Annotated in this window: 17 protein-coding genes; 14 read left to right on the top strand and 3 right to left on the bottom strand. The window is 70.9% G+C overall.

The genetic code is table 11. The features are described 5' to 3' along the window. The first annotated feature begins 17 nt into the window (after window positions 1–17). The 7 genes from Vgi01_RS06100 (at window position 18) to Vgi01_RS06130 (ending at window position 9,080) form a co-directional block, all read left to right on the top strand. Window positions 18–1,223 carry a PP2C family protein-serine/threonine phosphatase gene (locus tag Vgi01_RS06100; RefSeq protein WP_102658131.1) on the top strand — a complete coding sequence of 402 codons (1,206 nt, stop codon included), beginning with the start codon at window positions 18–20 and terminating at the stop codon, window positions 1,221–1,223. After that, on the top strand, window positions 1,220–3,070 hold the full coding sequence (locus Vgi01_RS06105) for a sensor histidine kinase (RefSeq protein ID WP_204290393.1): 1,851 nt from the start codon (window positions 1,220–1,222) through the stop codon (window positions 3,068–3,070). The genes Vgi01_RS06100 and Vgi01_RS06105 overlap by 4 nt, the downstream gene beginning before the upstream one ends. Continuing rightward, window positions 3,067–3,519 (top strand): response regulator, encoded by a 453-nt coding sequence (locus Vgi01_RS06110; RefSeq protein WP_102658129.1) that lies wholly within the window; start codon window positions 3,067–3,069, stop codon window positions 3,517–3,519. Before Vgi01_RS06105 ends, Vgi01_RS06110 begins: the two co-directional genes overlap by 4 nt. After that, window positions 3,512–4,327 (top strand): inositol monophosphatase family protein, encoded by an 816-nt coding sequence (locus Vgi01_RS06115; protein WP_102658128.1) that lies wholly within the window; start codon window positions 3,512–3,514, stop codon window positions 4,325–4,327. The genes Vgi01_RS06110 and Vgi01_RS06115 overlap by 8 nt, the downstream gene beginning before the upstream one ends. Before the next feature lie 374 nt (window positions 4,328–4,701). Then, window positions 4,702–5,706, top strand: coding sequence for a coiled-coil domain-containing protein (locus tag Vgi01_RS06120; RefSeq protein ID WP_102660807.1), 1,005 nt, complete (start codon window positions 4,702–4,704; stop codon window positions 5,704–5,706). Window positions 5,707–5,742: 36 nt separating this feature from the next. Then, window positions 5,743–7,296, top strand: coding sequence for a fused MFS/spermidine synthase (locus tag Vgi01_RS06125; RefSeq protein WP_204290394.1), 1,554 nt, complete (start codon window positions 5,743–5,745; stop codon window positions 7,294–7,296). 71 nt (window positions 7,297–7,367) lie between these two features. Next, entirely contained in the window at window positions 7,368–9,080 is a 1,713-nt protein-coding gene (locus tag Vgi01_RS06130) for a serine/threonine-protein kinase (RefSeq protein ID WP_204290395.1), read from the top strand. A gap of 10 nt (window positions 9,081–9,090) precedes the next feature. Here Vgi01_RS06130 and Vgi01_RS06135 read toward each other — a convergent pair whose 3' ends face one another. Further along, entirely contained in the window at window positions 9,091–9,762 is a 672-nt protein-coding gene (locus Vgi01_RS06135) for a potassium channel family protein (RefSeq protein WP_102660804.1), read from the bottom strand. After that, window positions 9,752–11,086, bottom strand: coding sequence for a TrkH family potassium uptake protein (locus Vgi01_RS06140; protein ID WP_102660803.1), 1,335 nt, complete (start codon window positions 11,084–11,086; stop codon window positions 9,752–9,754). Before Vgi01_RS06140 ends, Vgi01_RS06135 begins: the two co-directional genes overlap by 11 nt. A 344-nt stretch (window positions 11,087–11,430) precedes the next feature. On the opposite strand from Vgi01_RS06140, the gene Vgi01_RS06145 reads away from it, so the two are divergent. The 6 genes from Vgi01_RS06145 to Vgi01_RS06170 all read left to right on the top strand — a co-directional run bounded on the left by Vgi01_RS06145 (window position 11,431) and on the right by Vgi01_RS06170 (window position 17,040). Beyond that, complete coding sequence (locus Vgi01_RS06145) at window positions 11,431–12,636, top strand: substrate-binding domain-containing protein (protein WP_204290396.1); 1,206 nt, start codon at window positions 11,431–11,433, stop codon at window positions 12,634–12,636. An 8-nt stretch (window positions 12,637–12,644) separates the two neighbouring features. Further along, window positions 12,645–13,388 carry an ABC transporter ATP-binding protein gene (locus Vgi01_RS06150; RefSeq protein WP_102660801.1) on the top strand — a complete coding sequence of 248 codons (744 nt, stop codon included), beginning with the start codon at window positions 12,645–12,647 and terminating at the stop codon, window positions 13,386–13,388. Beyond that, on the top strand, window positions 13,388–14,209 hold the full coding sequence (locus Vgi01_RS06155) for an ATP-binding cassette domain-containing protein (RefSeq protein ID WP_204290397.1): 822 nt from the start codon (window positions 13,388–13,390) through the stop codon (window positions 14,207–14,209). The genes Vgi01_RS06150 and Vgi01_RS06155 overlap by 1 nt, the downstream gene beginning before the upstream one ends. Beyond that, window positions 14,209–15,099, top strand: coding sequence for a branched-chain amino acid ABC transporter permease (locus tag Vgi01_RS06160; RefSeq protein ID WP_013736018.1), 891 nt, complete (start codon window positions 14,209–14,211; stop codon window positions 15,097–15,099). The genes Vgi01_RS06155 and Vgi01_RS06160 overlap by 1 nt, the downstream gene beginning before the upstream one ends. Continuing rightward, a complete protein-coding gene (locus Vgi01_RS06165) occupies window positions 15,096–16,214 on the top strand; it encodes a branched-chain amino acid ABC transporter permease (RefSeq protein ID WP_102660799.1) in 1,119 nt (372 codons plus the stop codon). Before Vgi01_RS06160 ends, Vgi01_RS06165 begins: the two co-directional genes overlap by 4 nt. A 79-nt stretch (window positions 16,215–16,293) precedes the next feature. Further along, entirely contained in the window at window positions 16,294–17,040 is a 747-nt protein-coding gene (locus Vgi01_RS06170) for an SDR family NAD(P)-dependent oxidoreductase (RefSeq protein ID WP_204290398.1), read from the top strand. 99 nt (window positions 17,041–17,139) lie between these two features. Here the strand turns inward: Vgi01_RS06170 and Vgi01_RS06175 are convergent, their stop codons facing one another. Continuing rightward, a complete protein-coding gene (locus Vgi01_RS06175) occupies window positions 17,140–17,934 on the bottom strand; it encodes a hypothetical protein (protein WP_204290399.1) in 795 nt (264 codons plus the stop codon). 115 nt (window positions 17,935–18,049) lie between these two features. Between Vgi01_RS06175 and Vgi01_RS06180 the strand changes: the two genes are divergently transcribed. After that, a complete protein-coding gene (locus Vgi01_RS06180) occupies window positions 18,050–20,191 on the top strand; it encodes a RecQ family ATP-dependent DNA helicase (RefSeq protein WP_204290400.1) in 2,142 nt (713 codons plus the stop codon). The last annotated feature ends 174 nt before the right edge of the window (window positions 20,192–20,365 follow it).

Genomic DNA, 20,365 nt, shown 5'->3' on the forward strand with positions numbered 1-20,365 from the left:
AGACCGGTCCCTCAGTCGTGTCATGGCCATATCCGCAAGGTGGCCTGGGTGGCAATCCCAACCTGCCGCCCGGGGAACGACTGCGGGTGCTGCTGGTCGAGGACGACGAGGGCGACGCCTTCCTCGTCGGCGAGTTGCTGGCCGAGACGAATTCCGGGATCGACCTGCTGGTCGCCACAAGTCTCAGCGAAGCCCGTCAGCGGATGGCGGGGGTGGACTGCGTCCTGTTGGACCTGGGCCTGCCCGATGCGCAGGGGCTGGACGGCCTGCGGCAGGTGTTGGAGATGTCCGGCAGCGCCGCCGTCTGCGTGCTGACCGGCCGCAGCGACGAGCACCTGGGCATCGTCGCGGTCGCCGAGGGCGCGCAGGACTACCTGGTCAAAGGCCAGGTCGACGGGGTGTTGCTGACCCGGGCGCTGCGCTACGCGGTGGAGCGCAAACGCGCCGACGAGAACGCCCGCCGGCTGCGCGAGGTGGAACTGCGGCAGGCCGAGTCGGCTCGGTTGGAGCGAGGTCTGCTGCCCCAGCCACTGATGTCGACCGACAAGATCGCCGTGCACACCTTCTATCGACCCGGTCGGCACGCCGCCCTGATCGGGGGCGATTTCTTCGACGTTGTGCAGACCCGTCCCGATCAGGTCGATCTGATCGTCGGCGACGTGTGCGGGCACGGGGTGGACGAGGCGGCGCTCGGGGTCGAGCTTCGGGTGGCCTGGCGGGCGCTGATCCTGGCCGGGGTGCCGGACGACGAGGTGCTGCCCGCGCTGGAGCAGGTGCTGATGAGCGAACGCCGGCTTCAGGAGATCTTTGCCACGGTCGCGACGGTGCGCCTCGACCTCGACGCCAACCGGGGGACCGTACGGCTGGCCGGTCACCCTCCGCCCGTCCTGCTCGCCGGGGGCAGGGTGGCGCCGGTGCCCGCGCCGGGCGGACTGCTGCTCGGCGTACGACCCCGGCGTCCGGTCGCCTTCGATCTGGAGTTCGACACCGAGGACTGGTCACTGCTGATGTACACCGATGGTCTGATCGAGGGCCGGGTGGGCGAGGGCGACGAGCGGCTTGACGTGCCCGGTCTGACCCGACTGCTACAGGAACCGGACAGCCGCCACGTCGCGCTGCCCGCGCTGCCGGCCTGGCTGGTCGGGCGTGCCGAGCAGCTCAACGGCGGCCCGTTCGCCGACGACGTGGCGATGCTGCTGGTCACCCGGGGCGGTGGCCGATGAGCGTCGACGTCAGCTGGTGGACGCTGCGCCGCCGGGTGCTGGCGCTGCTCGGGGTGGTCGGCGCGCTGCTGCTCAGCGTCGCGGTGGCCGAGGCGGTCGTCGCCACCAAGAACCGCGAGTACACCGACGTGCTGCTGATGGAGGTCGGCCCGCTGCGGGTGCAGGGCCAGGAGATGCTCAACGCCCTGCTCGACCAGGAGACCGCCGTACGCGGCTATGCGGTGACCGCCGATCCTGAGGACCTCGCCCCGTACGAGCAGGGTCTGGCTCAGGAACGGGTGACCGCGCAGGAGATCCGGCAGTTGTCCGGCAAGTACCCCGCGATCGTGGCGGACCTTGAGGCGGTGGAGCAGCAGGCGGACGAGTGGCGGCGCGGCGTGGCCCAGCCGGTGATCGAGGCGACTCGGACCGACGGCACCGAAGCCGGCCAGGCGCTGCTTACCGACGAGGCGCGACAGCGGTTCGACGAGGTACGTGGTGCGGTCTCCGCGCTCCAGGACGAGATCCTCACCGCTCGGGAGGCCACCGCCGACAACGTGGAGCGGACCGGCAACCTCCTGGTCATCCTGCTCATCGTCGCCGCACTCGTGGTGGGCACGGCCGGCATCGCCCTCCTGCTGGCGCTGGATCGGATGGTGCTGCGCCCGCTGACCGGCCTGGCCGGGCAGGTCAGAGAGGTCGTCACGGGTGACTACGCGCACCGGATCGTCGGCAGCGGTCCGCCGGAGTTCCAACGCCTCGGTGCGGACGTGGACGCCATGCGCCAGCGGATCGCGGCCGACCTTGCCGAGGTACGCGAGGCACGGGAGCGCATCGAGTGGGTAAACGCCCAGTTGCAGAAGCAGGCCGAGGAGTTGACCCGGTCCAACCGTGACCTGGAGCAGTTCGCCTACGTCGCCTCGCACGACCTCCAGGAGCCGCTGCGCAAGGTGGCGAGCTTCTGCCAGCTGCTGCAACGCCGGTACGCGGGCCGCCTCGACGAGCGGGCCGACCAGTACATCGCCTTCGCGGTGGACGGCGCCCAGCGGATGCAGCGGCTGATCAACGACCTGCTGGCGTTCTCCCGGATCGGTCGGCTCACCGCCGGCTTCACCGAGGTCGACCTGAACAGCCTGATGGCCGACGTCGCCGCGCAGACCGAACCGGCCCGGCAGTACGCCGACGCCGAGCTGACCTGGGGAAACCTGCCGGTCATCCGGGGCGAGGAACCACTGCTGACCAACCTGCTGGTGAACCTGGTAAGCAACTCGGTCAAGTTCCGCCGACCCGACGTGCCGCCGAAGGTGCATGTCTCGGCCCGGCTGGTCGGCGAGGAGTGGGAGATCAGCTGCCAGGACAACGGCATCGGGATCGAGCCGGAGTTCGCCGACAAGATCTTCGTGATCTTCCAGCGGCTGCACGCCAAGGACGCCTATCCGGGGACCGGCATCGGGCTGGCCATCGTCAAGAAGATCGTGGAGTACCACGGCGGTCGGGTCTGGGTGGACACCGACGTACCCGAGGGCACGGCCATCCGGTTCACCCTGCCGGCCATGCCCGGCGACGTCGAGGCGGCCCGGCAGAGCGGCCAGCCGGCGGGCGCGACGGAGCCGGATTCGGACGCGGCCGACCATGACGCATCACCGCCCGTCGGCGAGCAGGCCGGTGGTGACGGTACGGTCAGTGTGGACGCCGACACGGATTCCGCTCACCGATCGACCGACGATCCGGCAGCGGGCAGCGCCGGGGCGCGGACGGCCGACGTGGCTCGCCAGGGCGACGCGGACGGAGCCACCGGCGAGGCGCCCGGTAGGGGTGGGCGGTCGGGTAGCGGTGACACAGGTGGGATGAAGGAGGCGGTGGGATGACCGCGCCAGCGGACGGCAACAGCCCGATCGAGGTGCTGCTCGTCGAGGACGACCCGGGTGACGTGCTGATGACCCGGGAGGCTTTCGAGGAGCACAAGCTGCGTAACCGGCTCAACGTCGTCTCCGATGGCGCCGAGGCGCTGGCCTACCTGCGCCGCGAGGGCCAGTACGCCGACGCGGTGCTGCCGGATCTGATCCTGCTCGACCTGAACCTGCCGCGCCGGGATGGCCGGGAGGTGCTGGAGGAGATCAAGAAGGACGAGCAGTTCCGCCGCATCCCGGTGGTGGTGCTGACCACCTCCCAGGCCGACGAGGACATCCTGCGCAGCTACCAGCTGCACGCGAACGCGTACGTCACCAAGCCGGTGGACTTCGAGCGGTTCATCTCGGTGGTCCGACAGATCGACGAGTTCTTCGTCAGCGTGGTGAAGCTGCCGCCGCGTGGCTGACACACTGCTCGACGACGTCGCCGGACTGCTGCGGGAGACCGCCGACCGGATCGTACTTCCGCTCTTCCGTCACCTCGACGAGTCCGACGTGACCGAGAAGGCCCCCGGTGAACTGGTCACGGTCGCCGACCAGCGGGCCGAGGAGGCGATCGCCGCCGGGTTGCGTCGACTGCGACCGAACTCGCTCGTGGTGGGCGAGGAAGGCGTGGCGGCGGACCCGAGCCTGCTGCGCCACCTACGCGCCGCCGGAGACGTCTGGCTCGTCGACCCGATCGACGGCACCGCCAACTTCGCGGCCGGACGCCGCCCGTTCGCCCTGATGATCGCCCTGCTCACCGCCGGTGAGCCGGTGGCCGGCTGGATCTTCGACCCGCTGGCGGACACCCTGGCGACGGGCTGGCTGGAGACCGGTGCCTACCTCGACGGCAACCCGCTGCGCCTGCCGACCGACGCACCGCCGATCGGCGAGCTACGGGGCGCGGCGATGACCAGGTTCCTGCCGCCCTCGTCGCGGCGGACCGTCGAGGCGGGCGGTGCGCAGGTCGGCGAACTGCTGCCAGGCCAACACTGCGCCGGCCGGGAATACCTCGACCTGCTCACCGGCGACCAGCAGTTCGTGGTCTTCTGGCGCACCCTGCCCTGGGACCACGGCCCAGGCACCCTGCTGGTACGGGCCGCCGGCGGGGTGGCCCGCCGCTTCGACGGCACGGACTACCACCCCGCCGACACCACCGAGGGCCTCCTGGTGGCCACGAACGAAAAGATCTGGCACCAGGTCCACACCACCCTCCTCCCCACCCCCACCTGACCACCCCCACCCGCCGCCTGCTGCCGATCCTGTGGATGTGCGGGTGATGTTGATCAAGAGGTTTTGGTCGCCCTCAGCCCAGATCTCGACCAAAACCTCTTGATCACCCGGCAGTCGGGTCGGGTGGGTGGACCCCGGCAGGTCGGTCCGGGTAGGGGTGGGGTGGGTGGGCGGAGGGTGAGGTGGGGGTTGCGGTGGGTGGGTTATTGACGGGTGTGGGGGTCGGGGGACTGGTCGGGGAGGGCGGTTCCGGTATTCTGACCGGCGGTCTACCGCCAGCAGGCCGCCGATCGGCGCCGGCGGGGGCCGCCGCCGCGCAGTGATCTCACCGGGGGGCCGGCGGACGACGAAAGGATGCTTTCGTGCGCAGGTCCATGCCCGTGCGGCGGCGCTTACACAGGCCGCTGATCACCCTGCTCGCCGCGGTCGCGTTGCTGCTCGGCGTCGGTGCCGTCCCGGCGTACGCCGAGCCCAACGAGGGGGGCAGCAAGAAGCTGCGGGACACCTTGGAAGCCACCGCCAAGGCGCACATCGAGGCCAAGCGCAAGCTCGACAGCTCCAAGAAGCGTCAGAAGAAGATGGCCAAGGAGCTGTCCGAGCTGGAGGGGCGGCTGACCGAGCTGAGCGTGATGGTCGGTGAGGTGGCCGCACAGTCGTACCGGATCGGCCGGCTCAGCGCCGCCGCCGCGCTGCTGGACAGCGGCACCCCGGAGGCGTTCGTGCAGCGGGCAGCCAGCCTGGACATGATGGCCCAGCGGGACGGCCGCCGGGTGCGCGAGCTGACCGAGGCCCGCGAGCAGACCCGGCAGGCCAAGCTCGCGATCAACGCCGAGGTGCGGGAGCAGACCAAGCAGCTCGCTGTGATCGCGAAGAAGAAGAAGGAGACCGAGGCGGCGTTGGCCGCGGTCAGCTCGGGCACCAGCGGCGGCTTCAGCGGCGGCAGCGCCACCTCGGCCAAGCCGGCGCCGCGCAACGCCAACGGCTCATGGCCGTCCGAGTCCTGCTCGGTGAACGACCCGACCACCTCCGGCTGCATCACGCCCCGCACCCTGCACGCGCTCCAGCAGACCAAGGCCGCCGGATACAAGCGGTACGTCTCCTGCTACCGCAGCGGTGGTTCCGGTGAGCACCCCAAGGGTCGGGCCTGTGACTTCTCCGCCGCCACCAACGGCTTCGAGAACCGCACGGCCACCGGCGGGGACAAGGCGTACGGGGACAGCCTGGCCGCCTGGCACGTACGCAACGCCGATCGGCTCGGTGTGCTGTACGTCATCTGGTACCGGCAGATCTGGCATCCGGGCACCGGCTGGCGAGCGTACGGCGGTAGCGGCAGTCCCGCCGCAGACCACACGAACCACGTTCATCTCTCGATGTACTGACCCGCGGCCGTCGGCGGGCTGCGTACCATCGCCACGATGAGCTCTCCATCTCCTGACGTCGCGGCACCCACCGCGTCGGCCGAGCCGGCGACCCCACGGGCGCTGCCCAACGGGCTCGCCGCGTTCCTGGTCTTCTACTCCAGCGGTGCCGTCCTGGTCCTGGAGACCGCCGCGCTGCGCCTGGTCGGGCCGTACGTCGGGGTGACGCTTCAGGTGACCAGCTCGGTCATCGGCATCGCACTGGCCGCCATCGCGTACGGGGCCTGGGCGGGTGGCTGGCTGGCCGACAAGCGCAATCCGCGTACGCTGCTGGCCCCGGCCCTGGTGCTCTCCGGCATCGCCACCGCGATCACCCTGCCGGCGGTGCGCTACGCGGGCGAGGTGCTCAAGGGTGACACCGCAAGCGCGATCCTGCTGCTGGTCGCGGTCGCCGTGTTCGCCCCCGCGATGCTGCTGTCCGCGGTCACCCCGCTTGTGGTCAAGCTGCAACTCGCCGACCTGCGCCGCACCGGCCAGGTGGTCGGCCGGCTCTCCGGCATCGGCACGCTGGGTGCGGTCACGGCCACCCTGGTCACCGGGTTCGTGCTGGTCGCCGCGCTGCCCAGCACGGTCATCCTGTTCGGGCTGGCCGCCTCGCTCGGCATCACCGGCATCGCCCTCGGCGTGTACCTGCACCGCCAGGACCGGGCGACGCTGCCCGGCCCGGCCCGGGTCAAGGCCGCGCTGGCGGTGCTCGGCCTGGTCGGCGCGGGGCTGACCACGATCGCGCCGAACCCGTGTGACGTGGAGACGGCGTACCACTGTGCCCGGGTCGAGGCCGATCCGGGCCGCGAGAGCGGGCGGACGCTGCTGCTCAACTCGGCCCAGCACTCGTACGTGGATCTCGCCGACCCGACCCACCTGGAGTACGCGTACACCCGGTGGATCGGTGCGGTGGCCGACGTGATGGCGCCCGAGGGGCAGAGGCTCGACGCACTGCACCTGGGCGGGGGCGGGTTCACCGTGCCGCGCTACCTGACCGCCACCCGACCGGGCACCGACAACCTGGTCTTCGAGCTCGACGGCGGGCTCGTCGACCTGGGCGAGCAGCACCTCGGCGTACGCCAGGGGCCGGATCTCGAGGTGATGGTGGGCGACGCCCGGCTGTGGACGGCCCGGCAGGCGACGGACAGCCGGGATTTCGTGGTCGGTGACGCGTTCGGGCATCTGGTGGTGCCCTGGCACCTGGCCACCCGGGAGATGGCCGCCGACATCAGGCGGGTCGTCCGCCCCGGCGGGGTGTACGTGCAGAACGTCATCGACTATCCGCCGCTGCGGTTCATCCGCAGCGAGGTGGCCACCGTCGCCGCCGAGTTCCGGCATGTGGCGCTGGTCGCCCCACCCGAGGCGCTGGCCGGCGAGCGGGGTGCGAACTTCCTCATCGTCGCCTCCGACGCGCCGTTGCCGCTGGCCGCGCTGCGCGCCCGGCTGGACGCCGACAACGAGCCGGTAAGCCTGCTCAGCGGCGGGGATCTCACCGACTTCGTCGGTGACGCGTTGGTGCTCACCGACGACTACGCGCCGGTGGACCAACTGCTCGCCACCGCCTGATCGGGTGACATCGTTGACCGAATCCGCTCAGAAAGGTGTAGCGGGGTTCGCTTCGGGCAACAAGGCCGACCATGGGTGCAGAGGTACGCAGGGGCGCGCAGCTGCTTGGTGAGCGGTACCGGTTGATCGAGCAACTGGGCACGGGCGGGATGTCCGTCGTCTGGCGTGGCTACGACGAGGTGCTGGGCCGGCAGGTCGCGGTCAAGGTCCTGGCGTCCCGGCTGGCCAGCGACCGGGCGTTCCGCCACCGGATCCGCAGCGAGGCCCAGGCCGCCGCCCGGCTCTGCCACCCCAACATCACAAATGTGTACGACTACGGCGAGTCCCAGCAGGTCGGGCTGACCGTGCCGTACGTGGTGATGGAGCTGATCGACGGCGCGCCGCTGACCGCCCGGCTCTCCGGGGTGGGCGTCCTGCCCTGGCGGGAGGCGGTGACGATCGCGGCCGAGGTGTCCTCCGCGCTGGCCACCGCACATGCCCGTGGCGTGGTGCACCGCGACGTGACCCCCGGCAACGTGATGCTCACCGCGACCGGCGTGAAGGTTGTCGACTTCGGCATCTCGGCGTTGGTGGGGGAGAGCGAGAAGAGCGCGGACGGCACGCTGCTCGGCACGCCCGCCTACCTCGCCCCGGAACGCCTCGACAACGGTCAGGTAAGCCCCGCCACCGACGTGTACGCGGTGGGCCTGCTGCTCTACCGGATGCTGACCGGCCGGCTGCCCTGGCAGGCCGACACCACCACCCAGATGCTGCGGGCGCACATGTACCGCGAACCGGAACCCATGCCGACGGCGCCGGAGCTGCCCGCCGGGGTCGCCGAGCTGGTGCACCGCTGCCTGGCCAAGCGGCCGGCGGACCGGCCCGGTACGGCCGAGCTGGCCCGTACCCTCGCCGAAGCGGTCGGCAAGATCCCGGCCGTGCCGGTGTCGCTGGCCGACCAGCGGACCGATCCGATGCTGCTGGCCAGCGCCGGCACCACGATCCTGCCCTGGTCGGCGGCGACGGATGCGCTGCCGCTGATGGGTCTGCGTACCGCTCGGCGGCTGGACCGTCGACGCCGGGTCGAGGCGGCGGTGGCCGCCGTCGCGCTGATGGCCATCACCGCGGCGGTGTGGGGAGTCACCTCGCGCAGCCCGGCCAGCGGTGGCATCGACCAGCCCACCCAGGCTCGGATGGGTGGCGAGGACCGGATCCCGTGCCAGGTGTCGTACGCGCTGCGCAAGGACTCCGGTAAGGACTTCACCGCCGAGTTGAGCCTGACCAACACCGGCGACCGGGAACTGCGGGACTGGACGGTCCGGTTCGCCTTCCCCGGCGGGCAGCAGGTGACCGGGGCGAGCCCGGTGCCGGCCCGCCAACAGGGGCACGCGGTCGCGGTCCAGGCCGCCCCGGACCATCCCGCCCTGGCGCCTGGCGCGACCGAGAAGTTGCGCCTGACCGGGACGTACACCGGGACGAATCCGCTGCCGGTGGAGTTCCGGCTGGGTGACGAGCGGTGCGGGGTGCAGGTGTCCGGCATCGCCGGCAGCGCACCGACCCCGAAGCCGGTGAAGGCCGCCGGTGGCAAGGCCGGTTCCGGTGGTTCGGACAAGGCGAAGACGAAACCGGAGAAGGCCAAGCCGGGCAAGAAGGCCGAGCCGGGCAAGAAGGACGCTCCTGCCAAGAAGAAGGGCCCCGACAAGAAGGACCAGCAGGCCAAGGGGACCCCGGCGAAGGGGAAGCCGGAGAAGACCGAGGCGGCCAAGCGGGGCAAGCCGAAGCCGCCACCCGGCAGGAAGGCCTGAGCGATCGGGGTCAGGACAGCGAGGCGAAGGCCTGGACCTGCTCGATGGTTCCCTCGACGATGACGATGTCGTCGGGGCGGAGCAGCAGGCTGTCGGAGACGTAGTGGTAGCGCTGCTCGGCTGGCCGCTTGACCCCGATGATCCGTATCCCGTAGCGGTCGAGCAGTTGCTGTTCAGTGACGTGATGCCCGGTCACCGGGGCGGGCACGTGCATCTTCGCGATCGCGAAGGCGTCACCGAACTCCATGAAGTCGAGCATCCGGCTGGCGATCAGATGCGCCAGCCGCTCGCCGGTCTCCTTCTCGGGAAAGATCACGTGCTGCGCGCCGACCGATGACAGGATCTTCGAATGCTGGGTCGAGGTGGCCCGCGCCCAGATCTGCGGCACGCCCAGTTCGACGAGCGCGAGCACGGTGAGCACGCTGGACTCCAGGGAGGCGCCGATGGCCACCACGACCCGGTTCAGGTCGGCCACCCCGAGTTGACGCAACGCCTGGTCGTCGGTGGAATCGGCCTGTGCCACCTGGTCGAGCAGGGCCGACCACTTCTGCACGCGTCGGGAATCACGGTCGATGGCGAGCACGGTGTGACCGAGAGCGCTCAGCGATTCGGCCAGGCGGGCGCCGAACCGACCGAGGCCGATCACGGCGATGCCTCCCGAGTCCGGTTTGCTAGCCGACAATGGGTTGCTCCTCTGGATAGCGGTAGAGCCGGTGACGGGTGTTCAGGGCGATCGCCGAGCCGAGAGTGAGCGGACCGACCCGGCCGACGTACATCAGCACGGTCAGCAGGAGAAGGCCGCTGTCAGGAAGGATCGACGTCACGCCGACCGACAGACCTGTGGTGCTGAACGCCGAGGTGATCTCGAACAGCGCCGAGTGGAACGGCACCTTGTTGGTCACGGCGATCAGCAGGGAGGTGCCGGCGGCCACGATCGCGACGCTGAGCAGGCTGACCGTGACCGCCTGCCGCTGGCTGGCGGTGGCCACCCGCCGGTGCCCGACCGTGACGTCCGGCTCGCCACGGATCTCCGCCCAGATGACGAAGGCGAGCAGGAAGAAGGTGGTGACCTTGATGCCTCCGGCGGTGCTGGCGCTGCCGCCACCGATGAACATCATCCCGGTCAGCAGCGGATAACTCTCCTCCCGCAGGCCGGCGGTGGACACCACCTCGATCCCGCCGGTACGCGACAGCGCGATCTGGGTGAACGCGGCGAGCAGTTTGTCGGCGACGGCGTACTGCCCGATGGTCCGGGTGTTGCCCCACTCGATCAGCAGGAACGTCAGGAAGCCGAAGCCGACCAGGGCGGCGCTGCCCCAGATGGTCAGCTTGGTGGCGACCGCCCACCGGATCGGCTTGCGCCACTCGCGGACCGCCTCGAACAGGGCCGGAAATCCGAGGCCGCCGATGATGCTGCCCAGCGCCAGCGGCAGGCTGACCCACGGATCGCGGGAGAAGGTCAGCAGACCGTGCGGGTAGAGCGAGAAGCCGGAGTTGTTGAACGCCTGGATGGCGTGGAAGCCGCCCGACCACAGGGCGCGCCCCAGCGGGTAGTCGTAGCCCAGCCAGAGCCGAGTGGTGACGATGGCCGTCATCACCGCCTCGCAGACCAGCACCGTCGCCCCGATGTGCAGCAGCAGGCGACGGAGGTTGGCGATCCCGTACTCCATGGTCTCCGCCTGCACCAGCAGCCGGTTCTGCAGGCCGAGCCGCCGGGACACGGTCAGGATCACCAGCGCTGCGCCAGTGAGGATGCCCAGCCCGCCGATCTGCGTCAGCGCCGTGATCACGATCAGGCCGGGGGTGGACCAGAAAGTCGGGGTGTCCACGGCGGCCAGCCCGGTGACCGAGATCGCCGAGGTGGCGGTGAACAGGGCGGTGAGCATCGGCGCCGCCTCGTGGCCGATCGTCATCGACGGCAGCATCAGCAGGCCGGTGCCGATTCCGATCGCCACCAGGAAAGCGAGCGGCACCAGCCGTACGGGGTGACGAAGGAACCGGCGCACCAGACAATCTTCTGATTTCAGCCGATCCCGAACTGCGGAAATCGGAATCCCGAGGATTCACCGGACGGTCAGGTGCGGACCACCTGCCAGCCAGCTCGCTCTGCATGCACGATGACCCGACGGGCCGGGTGGTGGCGGATGACGACACAGGGTGGGGCTTGGCCGTGGGAGGTCGGGCCATGGTCTTGCCGACGGGTCACTACCTCATCGTCATCGCTGTAACCGGAAGCCACCCACCTCCGGCTACTTGTGTGCGTCCGCCACATAGCCCGTGGGTGACGTCACTTCTAGCGTGAGCCGACACATAAGGTTTCCCTCCCTCTGAGTCCTCACGTGGAGTCGCAATGACGGTCCGGACGACACGGCGGGTGTTCCTGTCCGCCGCAACGATGATGGCCGCGGCGATGGTCGCCACGGCCTGTGGCAGCCCGCAGGACACCGCCAACGGCGGTGGCGACAGCGCCGCGCCGGTGAAGGTTGGCCTGGTCTACTCCCAGTCGGGTGCGCTGGCCAGTTACGGAAAGCAGTACATCGAAGGGTTCCGGGCCGGTCTGGACTTCGCCACCGGCGGCACCAACAAGATCGGCGACCGGGCGATCGAGATCACCGAGGTCGACGACGCCGGTGACCCGGCGAAGGCGGTCTCCGCGGCCAAGGACCTGATCGGCAAGGGCAACAAGATCATCGCTGGCTCGACGGCGTCCGGTGTGGCGCTTCAGGTCGCCCCGATCGCCGCCCAGAACAAGGTGCTGTTCATCTCCGGCCCGGCCGCCACCGACGCGGTGACCGGCGTGAACAAGTACACGTTCCGTTCCGGGCGGCAGTCGTACCAGGACGTGGTGACCGCCAGGTCGTTCATCGGTGACCCGACCGGCAAGAAGGTCGTGGTGTTCGCCCAGGACGGCGCGTTCGGCGACGCGAACGAGGCCGCCGTCAAGGAGATCATCGGGGGTGCCGGGGCGACCGTCAGCGCGGTCCGGGCACCGGCCAGCGCCACCGAGTTCACCCCGTTCGCCAGCCAGATCAAGTCCGCCAAGCCGGACCTGCTCTTCGTCGCCTGGGCCGGCACCACCGCCCCGGCGATGTGGCAGACCCTGGACCAGCAGGGCGTACTCAGCTCCACCACGGTCGTCACCGGCCTGGACATCCGCGCCTCCTGGCCCACCTTCGGCGCGGCCGGCACCAAGATCTCCTTCCTGTCGCACTACTTCGACGGGGCCAGCGACACCGAGGCAGCCACGGCTGCGAAGGCGAAGATCCCCGGTGGCACCCTCGACCTGTTCCACCCGGACGGCTTCGCCGCCGCCCAGATGGTGGTCCGGGCCGTACAGGAGGGCGACGACGACGTCGAGAAGATGATCACCGCGCTGGAGGGCTGGAGCTTCGAGGGCGTCAAGGGCACCATGACCATCCGCGCCGAGGACCACGCCCTGCTCCAGCCGATGTACCAGGCGAGCCTGACCGGCAGCGGCGACACCTTCACCGCCACCGCCCAGAAGGCACTCACCGGTGACGAGGCCGCGCCGCCGGTCCAGGCGATGAAGGGCTGAGGTACGCCATGCTCGCCACCCGCGGTCTGACCTGGCGGATCGGTGAGGTCGCCATCGTCGACGCCGTCGACATCGACCTGGCACCCGGGGAGTTCCTCGGCGTGATCGGGCCCAACGGCGCCGGCAAGACCTCACTGTTCAACCTGATCACCGGCCTGCGTCGGCCCACCGAGGGCCAGGTCACCCTGGACGGACAGGACATCTCCACCCTGCCGCCGCACCGGCGGGCCCGGCTCGGTCTGGGGCGTACCTTCCAGGCGTCCTCGGTCTTCGGCTCGCTGAGCGTGCGGGAAAACGTCCGGCTCGCCGTGCAGGCACACCGCGGGGGTTCGATGAAGCTGTGGCGGCGGGCGGCGGCCGACCGGGAGGTGGCCGCCGCCGCCGACGCGGCGCTGGACCGGGTCGGCCTCACCCACCGGGGTACGGCGTTGGCCGGCACCCTCGCGCACGGCGAGAAGCGCAAGCTGGAGATCGCGCTGCTGCTGGCCGGCGAACCACGGGTGATGCTGCTCGACGAGCCGATGGCCGGGGTCAGCGCCGAGGACGTACCGGAACTGGTCCAGGTCATCCGCTCGTTGACCGGCGACAGCGGTCGGTCGGTGCTGATGGTCGAGCACCACATGGACGTGATCCTCGAACTGGCCGACCGGATCGCCGTGATGCACCACGGCGCCCTGCTGGCCTGCGACACCCCGGAGACGGTGATGGCCAACCCGACGGTGCAAGAGGCCTACCTGGGGGAGGAGCTCTGATGGAGCCGATCTTGGCAGTGCAGGACCTGTCGGTACGGATCGCCGGACTGCACATCCTGCAAGGGGTGTCGTTCACGGTCGCGCCGACCGGGGTCACCGTGCTGCTCGGCCGCAACGGCGTCGGCAAGACCACCACGCTGCGTGCCCTGGTCGGGCTGACCCCCCGCAACGGCGAGGTGCGCGGCACGGTCCGGATGCAGACCCAGACCCTGCTCGGCCAACCGACACACCGGCTGGTTCGCGGCGGGCTCGGCTACGTGCCGGAGGACCGGTGCGTCTTCGCCGGACTCACCGTCGCGGAGAACCTGCGGCTCGCCGAACGGCGCGGCAGCACCGCGGCGTACGACCGGGTTTTCGCGCTCTTTCCCGAGTTGCAGCGACGGTCCCGGCAGCGGGCCGGTTCGCTCTCCGGCGGGCAGCAGCAGATGCTCGCCATCGGCCGGGTGCTGATCAACGACAACCGGCTGCTGCTGGTCGACGAGCCGACCAAGGGGTTGGCGCCGAAGGTGGTGACCGAGGTGGCCGAGGTGTTGGCGCGGGTCGCCGAATCCGTGCCGGTGCTGCTTGTGGAGCAGAACCTGGCCGTGGTCCGGCGGTTGGCCCGCGACGCGGTGGTGCTGGCCGCCGGCCAGGTGGCCTGGACCGGCGACGCGCAGCGGCTGCTGGCGGAGACCGAACTGACCCGGTCGCTGCTCGGCGTCGGCTCGGCCGAGGGCCACCACACCGCGCCCGGCAGCAGCCACACCGCGCCCGGCAGCCACCACGCCGCGCCCGGCAGCCATCACGCCGCGCCCGGCAGCGGACGGAAGGACGGGCACTGATGGACGCGGTCATCCTGTTGACGCTGACCGGGCTCGGTCTGGCGGCGCTCTACTTCCTGGTGGCCTCCGGCCTGTCACTGGTCTTCGGCCTGGCCGACGTGCTCAACTTCGCGCACGGGCTGTTCCTCGGCGTCGGGGCGTACGCGACCTGGTGGGCGGCGGGGAACCTGCCCGGCGCCGGGTCCGACGGCTTCGGTTTCGTGGTCGCGGTCGCCTTCGGGGTGGCCGCCGGCACGCTGATGGCGGTGCTGGTGGAGCTGGTGCTGATCCGGCCGCTCTACTCCCGCACCATCGAGCAGGTGCTGGTCACCGTCGGACTCTCCCTGGCCGGGGTGGCGTTGTTGCAGGCCACCTGGGGTGCCGACGCCCGGCCGTTCCCGCGTCCGGAGTGGACCCGGCAGGTGACGACGATCCTCGGTGCACAGGTACCCAACGGGGGGTTGCTGCTGATCGTCGCCGCGGTGCTGGTGCTCGCCGCGATCCTGGCCTTCCTCCAGTGGACCCGCTACGGCCTGATCATCCGGGCCGGGGTGGAGAACCGGGAGATGGTGACCGCGCTGGGCATCGACGTCCGCAAGGCGTTCACCCTGGTCTTCGCCATCGGTGGCGCGGCGGCGGCGCTGGCCGGCGCGCTGGGCAGCGTCTACTTCGGCACCGTCTCACCCCAGCAGGGCGGCTCGCTGCTGATCTTCGCGTTCATCGTGGTGGTCATCGGCGGCATGGGCTCGGTCGTCGGGTCCGCGTACGCGGCGGTCGCGGTCGGGCTGCTGCAACAGTTCGTCAACTACTACGGCACCTCCGGGCTGGGCGACATCTGCGTGGTCGCGCTGCTGGCCGTGGTGCTGCTGCTGCGCCCGCAGGGCATCGCCGGAAAGGTGGCAACGGCATGACCGAGGTCAAGAGTCCCGAGGTCACGGCACCTGCGGCGGCGGTGCCGTCGGAGCCGGCCGGCTGGTCCCGGCTGCGCCCGTTCCTGCCCCTGGTCGTGCTGGCCGTGGCGCTGATCCTGCCGTACTCGACGCTGCACCTGCCGGGCATCTTCGAGGGCGCGCTGAACTCGCCCGGCACCCTGCAACTGCTCGCCGTCTGCCTGGTCTTCGGCGGCCTGGCGGCCGGCTACGACCTGCTGTTCGGGCGGACCGGGATGCTCTCCTTCGGCCACGCCCTCTACTTCGCCGCCGGGGTGTACGGCACCGACATCCTGATCACCCGGGTCGGGCTGCCGCTCTGGCAGGCCGCGCCGCTGGCGATCGTCGGTGGGATCATCCTCGCCGGTCTGGTCGGCGCGGTGGCGCTGCGTACGGTCGGCATCGCCTTCGCCATGGTGACGCTGGCCTTCGCCCAGGTCGGGGCGATCCTGGTGGCCCGCGACTTCGGTGGACTCACCGGTGGTGAGGAGGGGCTGCCGCTGGACGTGGCCGGGGTGCCGTCCGGGCTGGTCGGCGTGGCCAACACGGTGAACCTGTACTGGCTGGCGTTGGCGTACCTGGTCGTGGTGGTCTTCGTGGTGCACCGGGTCAGCAACTCGCCGACCGGGCGGGTGCTGGCCGGAGTACGCGACGACGAGCGGCGCATCGGCGTGCTCGGGCTCGATCCGTACCGTTTCAAGCTTGTCGCCTTCACCCTGGCCGGTGGTCTGGCGGCGGCGGGCGGGGTGGTCTACTGCCTGATCGTCGGCGGTGCCTCGCCGCACATCACCAGCAGTGAGCTGACCCTGTCGCTGCTGGTGATGGTGGTGCTCGGCGGTCCCGGCACCCGCTGGGGTCCGGTGCTGGGCGGCATCCTCTACATGTACCTGGACCACCGGCTGATCTCGGTGGGCAGTTCCGGTGCGATCGACGCGCTGCCGGCCTTCCTGAGCCGGCCGCTGTCCCAGCCACTCTTCGTCCTCGGCACCGTCTTCATCCTGGCCGTCTACTTCTTCCCCGGTGGCCTGGCCAGCCTGGCCCCCCGGCTCGCCCTGCTGCGCAACGCCCTGCGTCTCGGCCCGCGTCGGGAGAGCTGATCGCGGGCTGGCGGGCGGCACACCGCGCCGCCCGCTAGCCTCGTGATCCAAGGAGAACCAGGACGCGGGGGAGCGTGGCGTGGACGAGCGGTTGGCAGTGGTCAGTGGCGGTGGTACGGGAATCGGGGCGGCCGTGGCGCGGACGCTTGTCGCCGACGGGTGCTCGGTGCTCGTCCTCGGCCGGCGGGCGGAGGTGCTCGCGGCGACGGCCGAACGGATCGGGTCGGAGACCGGCCGACCGGAGGCGGTACGCGCGGTGAGTGTCGACCTCACCGACCCCGAACAGATCGGCCGGGTGGTCGAGGCGGTCGACGGGCGGCCGGTCGACGTGCTTGTCAACAACGCCGGCGGCTTCCACAGCGCGCAGGACGACACGCTGGCCGGGATCGCCGCGAACTGGCGGGCGACCCTGGACACCAACGTGCTCACCGCCGTGCTGCTCACCGCGGCGCTGCGACCGGCGCTGCGTCGTCCCGGCGGGCGGGTGATCCTGATCAGTTCGATCGCCGCCCAGCGGGGCGGAGGTGACGCGTACTCGGCGGCGAAGGCGGCACTGCACGGCTGGGCGTACAGTCTCGCGGCCGAACTGGGGCCCGAGCAGATCACGGTCAACGTGGTCAGCCCCGGCTACGTCGCGGAGACCGAGTTCTTCGTCGGCCGGATGACCCCCGAGGGCCACGCCAAGCGGGTCGCCGCGACCCTCGTCGGCCGAGCCGGCACCCCCGACGACATCGCCGAATCCGTCCGCTACCTCGCCAGCCCCGCCGCCAGCTTCGTCACCGCCCAGATCCTCGGCGTCAACGGCGGCTCAGTCCTGGGCCGCTGACCCCCGCGCGCCTCCCCCTCAGCCCGCGTTGATCAAGAGGTTTGCGTCTGGATCGGGGTGCCTGCAGACGCAAACCTCTTGATCAACCTCGCGCTGCGGTCAGCCGTTGAGGAGGTCGTAGGCGGAGGTGGGGGCCTTCTGGGCCTCGTCGGGGGTGAGGGCGGCAATGGGGGGAGTGGTGCCGAAGTCGTAGTACTCCACCACGTACTCGCTCGCCTTCTTCTTGCCGGCGGCGGGGATCTTCAGGGTGAGCGTGGTGAGGTTGCCGTCCGCGCCGACGACGGCGGTGAACGGGATCGGCTCGGCGGCGTCGCCGAGCGTGGCGATCCCGTCCAGGGCGTCCGCCAGGTCCGGCTGGTCGGTCGGGTCGATCACTCCGGTGTACGACCCGGCCTCGCCGGCCTGCACGTCGCTGGCGGCGCGAATGATCACCTCGGCGTTGCCGGGGTCGGTGCCCTGGTACGTGGGCAGCGTGTCCGGACCGTCGAGCTTCGCCGGGTCCATCTCCATCCACTTGGTGGGCAGCTTCATCAGCTTCTGGATGTCCTTCGAACCCTTGAAGTTGACCTTCATCCAGGTCCGCGAGTCGACCATCCGGAAGGACATCTCCAGGGTGAAGTCCTTGTCCTTGGTGACTGTGTCGATGTCCATGCCCCGGTTCACCGGGTCGATCACACCGGACACGTCGCCGGAGGTGTCGCTGGTGGTGAAGCGGAAGGCAGGGTCCTCGTCGGTCGGCACCGCCGCCAGCAACTCCTGCTTCGGGTCCGGCGGCGGCGGAGCCGCCTGCGGCGTCTCGTCGTCGCAGCCGGCCACCAGAGCGGCGGTGAGCAGGGCCACCGCGGTGACCGCGAGTCGCCGGCCCGTGACGGTGATGCCGGTTCGCTGTGTCATCTCGTCCTCTCTCACTTATCGAACGGCATCGTATGCCAGCGGTTGCGGCTGCGCTGCCGGTGACCCTTCGGGCGCTGGTGGACCGGTGACCCTTCGGCGCTGGTAGAAAGGCCGGATGAGCCAGGAACGCAGCATGGTCCGGGAACGCGCCGAAGAGGTGTTGCGGCGGTTGGCCGGCAGCCACGCCCGGCTCCGCGAGGACCAGTGGAGGGCGATCGAGGCGCTTGTGGTCGACCGGCGGCGGGTGCTCTGCGTGCAACGTACGGGCTGGGGCAAGTCGGCCGTCTACTTCGTGGCCACCGCGCTGCTGCGTGACCAGCCCCACCCCGCCGGGCCGACGGTGATCGTCTCGCCGCTGCTGGCGCTCATGCGCAACCAGGTCGAGGCCGCCGCCCGCGCCGGCATCCAGGCTCGCACCATCAACTCCGCGAACCTCGACGAGTGGGACGCGATCACCGCGGAGATCCACGCCGGAGCGGTGGACGTGCTGCTGATCAGCCCGGAACGGCTTAACAATCCGGACTTCCGCGACGGTGTGCTGCCGAAGCTCGCCGCCACCACCGGCCTGCTGGTGGTCGACGAGGCGCACTGCGTCTCCGACTGGGGGCACGACTTCCGGCCGGACTACCGCCGGCTGCGGACCTTCCTGGGCAACCTGCCGGCACACACGCCGGTGCTGGCCACGACGGCCACCGCCAACACCCGGGTGACCCGGGACGTGGCCGAGCAACTCGGCACCGAGGTGGCCGTCCCCGGGCCGGAGGTGCTGGTGCTGCGGGGCAGCCTGGACCGCGAGTCGTTGCGGTTGGGCGTACTCGACCTGCCCACCCCGGCGCACCGGCTCGGCTGGCTCGCCGACCACCTGGACCAACTGCCGGGCTCCGGCATCATCTACACGTTGACCGTGGCCTCGGCGACGGAGACCGCCGAGTTCCTGCGCACCCGGGGCTGGTCGGTGGCGGCGTACACCGGGCAGGCGGAGGACACCGACCGCCGCGCCGCCGAACAGGACCTGCTCGACAACAAGATCAAGGCGCTGGTGGCGACAAGCGCCCTCGGCATGGGCTTCGACAAGCCGGACCTCGGTTTCGTGGTGCACCTGGGTGCCCCGCCCTCACCGATCGCCTACTACCAGCAGGTCGGCCGGGCCGGTCGCGCCGTCGAACACGCCGAGGTGCTGCTGCTGCCCGGCGTCGAGGACGCGGCCATCTGGCGGTACTTCGCCTCGCTCGCCTTCCCGCCCGAGGACCAGGTCCGCGCGGTCCTCGCCGCCCTGCACACCGACCGGCCGCTCTCCACCCAGGCCCTCGAACCCCTTGTCGACCTGCGTCGGGCCCGCCTGGAGATGATGCTCAAGGTGCTCGACGTCGACGGCGCCGTCCGCCGGGTCCGCGGCGGCTGGCTCGCCACCGGCGAGCCCTGGACCTACGACGCCGACCGGTTGCACCGCGTCGCCACCGCCCGCGCCGCCGAGCAACAGGCCATGCTGGAGTACGCCTCGACGACCGGTTGCCGGATGCGCTACCTGCGCGAATGCCTTGACGACGCCGGGGCCACCGACTGCGGCCGGTGTGACAGGTGCGCCGAACCCCTGTTCACGCCCGAGGTGTCACCGGCGGCGTTGACCGCCGCACAGACCTTCCTCGGCCGACCCGGTGTGCCGATCGCGCCGAAGAAGCTCTGGCCGACCGGGCTGGAGGCGGTCGGCGTACCCCTCAAGGGGCGGATCGCCCCGGCGGAGCAGGCGCTGCCCGGTCGGGCCGTGGGCCGGCTCTCCGATCTCGGGTGGGGTGACCGGCTGCGCGGCCTGGTCGGGCCCGGCACCCCGGACGGGCCGGTGCCCGACGACGTGGCCGCCGCCGTCATCGAGGTGCTCAAGGCGTGGGCGCACGGGGACGACCCGTGGCCCAGCCGCCCGGTCGGAGTGGTCACCGTCGACTCGACGAGCCATCCCATCCTGATCGACTCGCTGGCGCAGCGAATCGCCGCCGTCGGACGGATCCCGCTGCTGGGTCGGGTGCTCCTCACCGGCCCGTCCGGCGCCCCACGCGGAAACAGCGCCCAGCGGGTACGCGCCCTGCACGGCACCCTCACCGTGCCCGACCCGCTCGCCGCCGCCCTGGCCGCCCTGACCGGCCCGATCCTGCTCGTAGACGACCTGGTCGAAACCGGCTGGACCCTCACCATGGCCACCCGCGAACTCCGCCGAGCCGCCGCCCCCGCCATCCTCCCCCTAGCCCTAGCCCTCACCGCCTAACCCACCCCCGCCCTCCCTCCCCGCCCTCCCTCCCTCCCCGCCCTCCCTCCCGCCCTCCCTCCCTCCCTCCCCGCCCTCCCGCCCCTCCCCGCCCCCGCCCCTCCCGTCCCCGCGATCTTGCACTTCTGGTCGGGGCATATCGGGCATAGGTGGCGTTGTGGCGACCAAAAGTGC

The sequence above is a fragment of the Micromonospora gifhornensis genome (assembly GCF_016863515.1).
Classification (GTDB): domain Bacteria; phylum Actinomycetota; class Actinomycetes; order Mycobacteriales; family Micromonosporaceae; genus Micromonospora; species Micromonospora gifhornensis.

Excerpts from the sequence above, each read along its gene's own strand:
- Vgi01_RS06105 (WP_204290393.1), top strand. The coding sequence starts at position 1,220 with ATGAGCGTCGACGTCAGCTGGTGGACGCTGCGCCGCCGGGTGCTGGCG.
- Vgi01_RS06110 (WP_102658129.1), top strand. The coding sequence starts at position 3,067 with ATGACCGCGCCAGCGGACGGCAACAGCCCGATCGAGGTGCTGCTCGTC.
- Vgi01_RS06120 (WP_102660807.1), top strand. The coding sequence starts at position 4,702 with ATGCCCGTGCGGCGGCGCTTACACAGGCCGCTGATCACCCTGCTCGCC.
- Vgi01_RS06125 (WP_204290394.1), top strand. The coding sequence starts at position 5,743 with ATGAGCTCTCCATCTCCTGACGTCGCGGCACCCACCGCGTCGGCCGAG.
- Vgi01_RS06130 (WP_204290395.1), top strand. The coding sequence starts at position 7,368 with ATGGGTGCAGAGGTACGCAGGGGCGCGCAGCTGCTTGGTGAGCGGTAC.
- Vgi01_RS06145 (WP_204290396.1), top strand. The coding sequence starts at position 11,431 with ATGACGGTCCGGACGACACGGCGGGTGTTCCTGTCCGCCGCAACGATG.
- Vgi01_RS06150 (WP_102660801.1), top strand. The coding sequence starts at position 12,645 with ATGCTCGCCACCCGCGGTCTGACCTGGCGGATCGGTGAGGTCGCCATC.
- Vgi01_RS06155 (WP_204290397.1), top strand. The coding sequence starts at position 13,388 with ATGGAGCCGATCTTGGCAGTGCAGGACCTGTCGGTACGGATCGCCGGA.
- Vgi01_RS06160 (WP_013736018.1), top strand. The coding sequence starts at position 14,209 with ATGGACGCGGTCATCCTGTTGACGCTGACCGGGCTCGGTCTGGCGGCG.
- Vgi01_RS06165 (WP_102660799.1), top strand. The coding sequence starts at position 15,096 with ATGACCGAGGTCAAGAGTCCCGAGGTCACGGCACCTGCGGCGGCGGTG.
- Vgi01_RS06175 (WP_204290399.1), bottom strand. The coding sequence starts at position 17,934 with ATGACACAGCGAACCGGCATCACCGTCACGGGCCGGCGACTCGCGGTC.
- Vgi01_RS06180 (WP_204290400.1), top strand. The coding sequence starts at position 18,050 with ATGAGCCAGGAACGCAGCATGGTCCGGGAACGCGCCGAAGAGGTGTTG.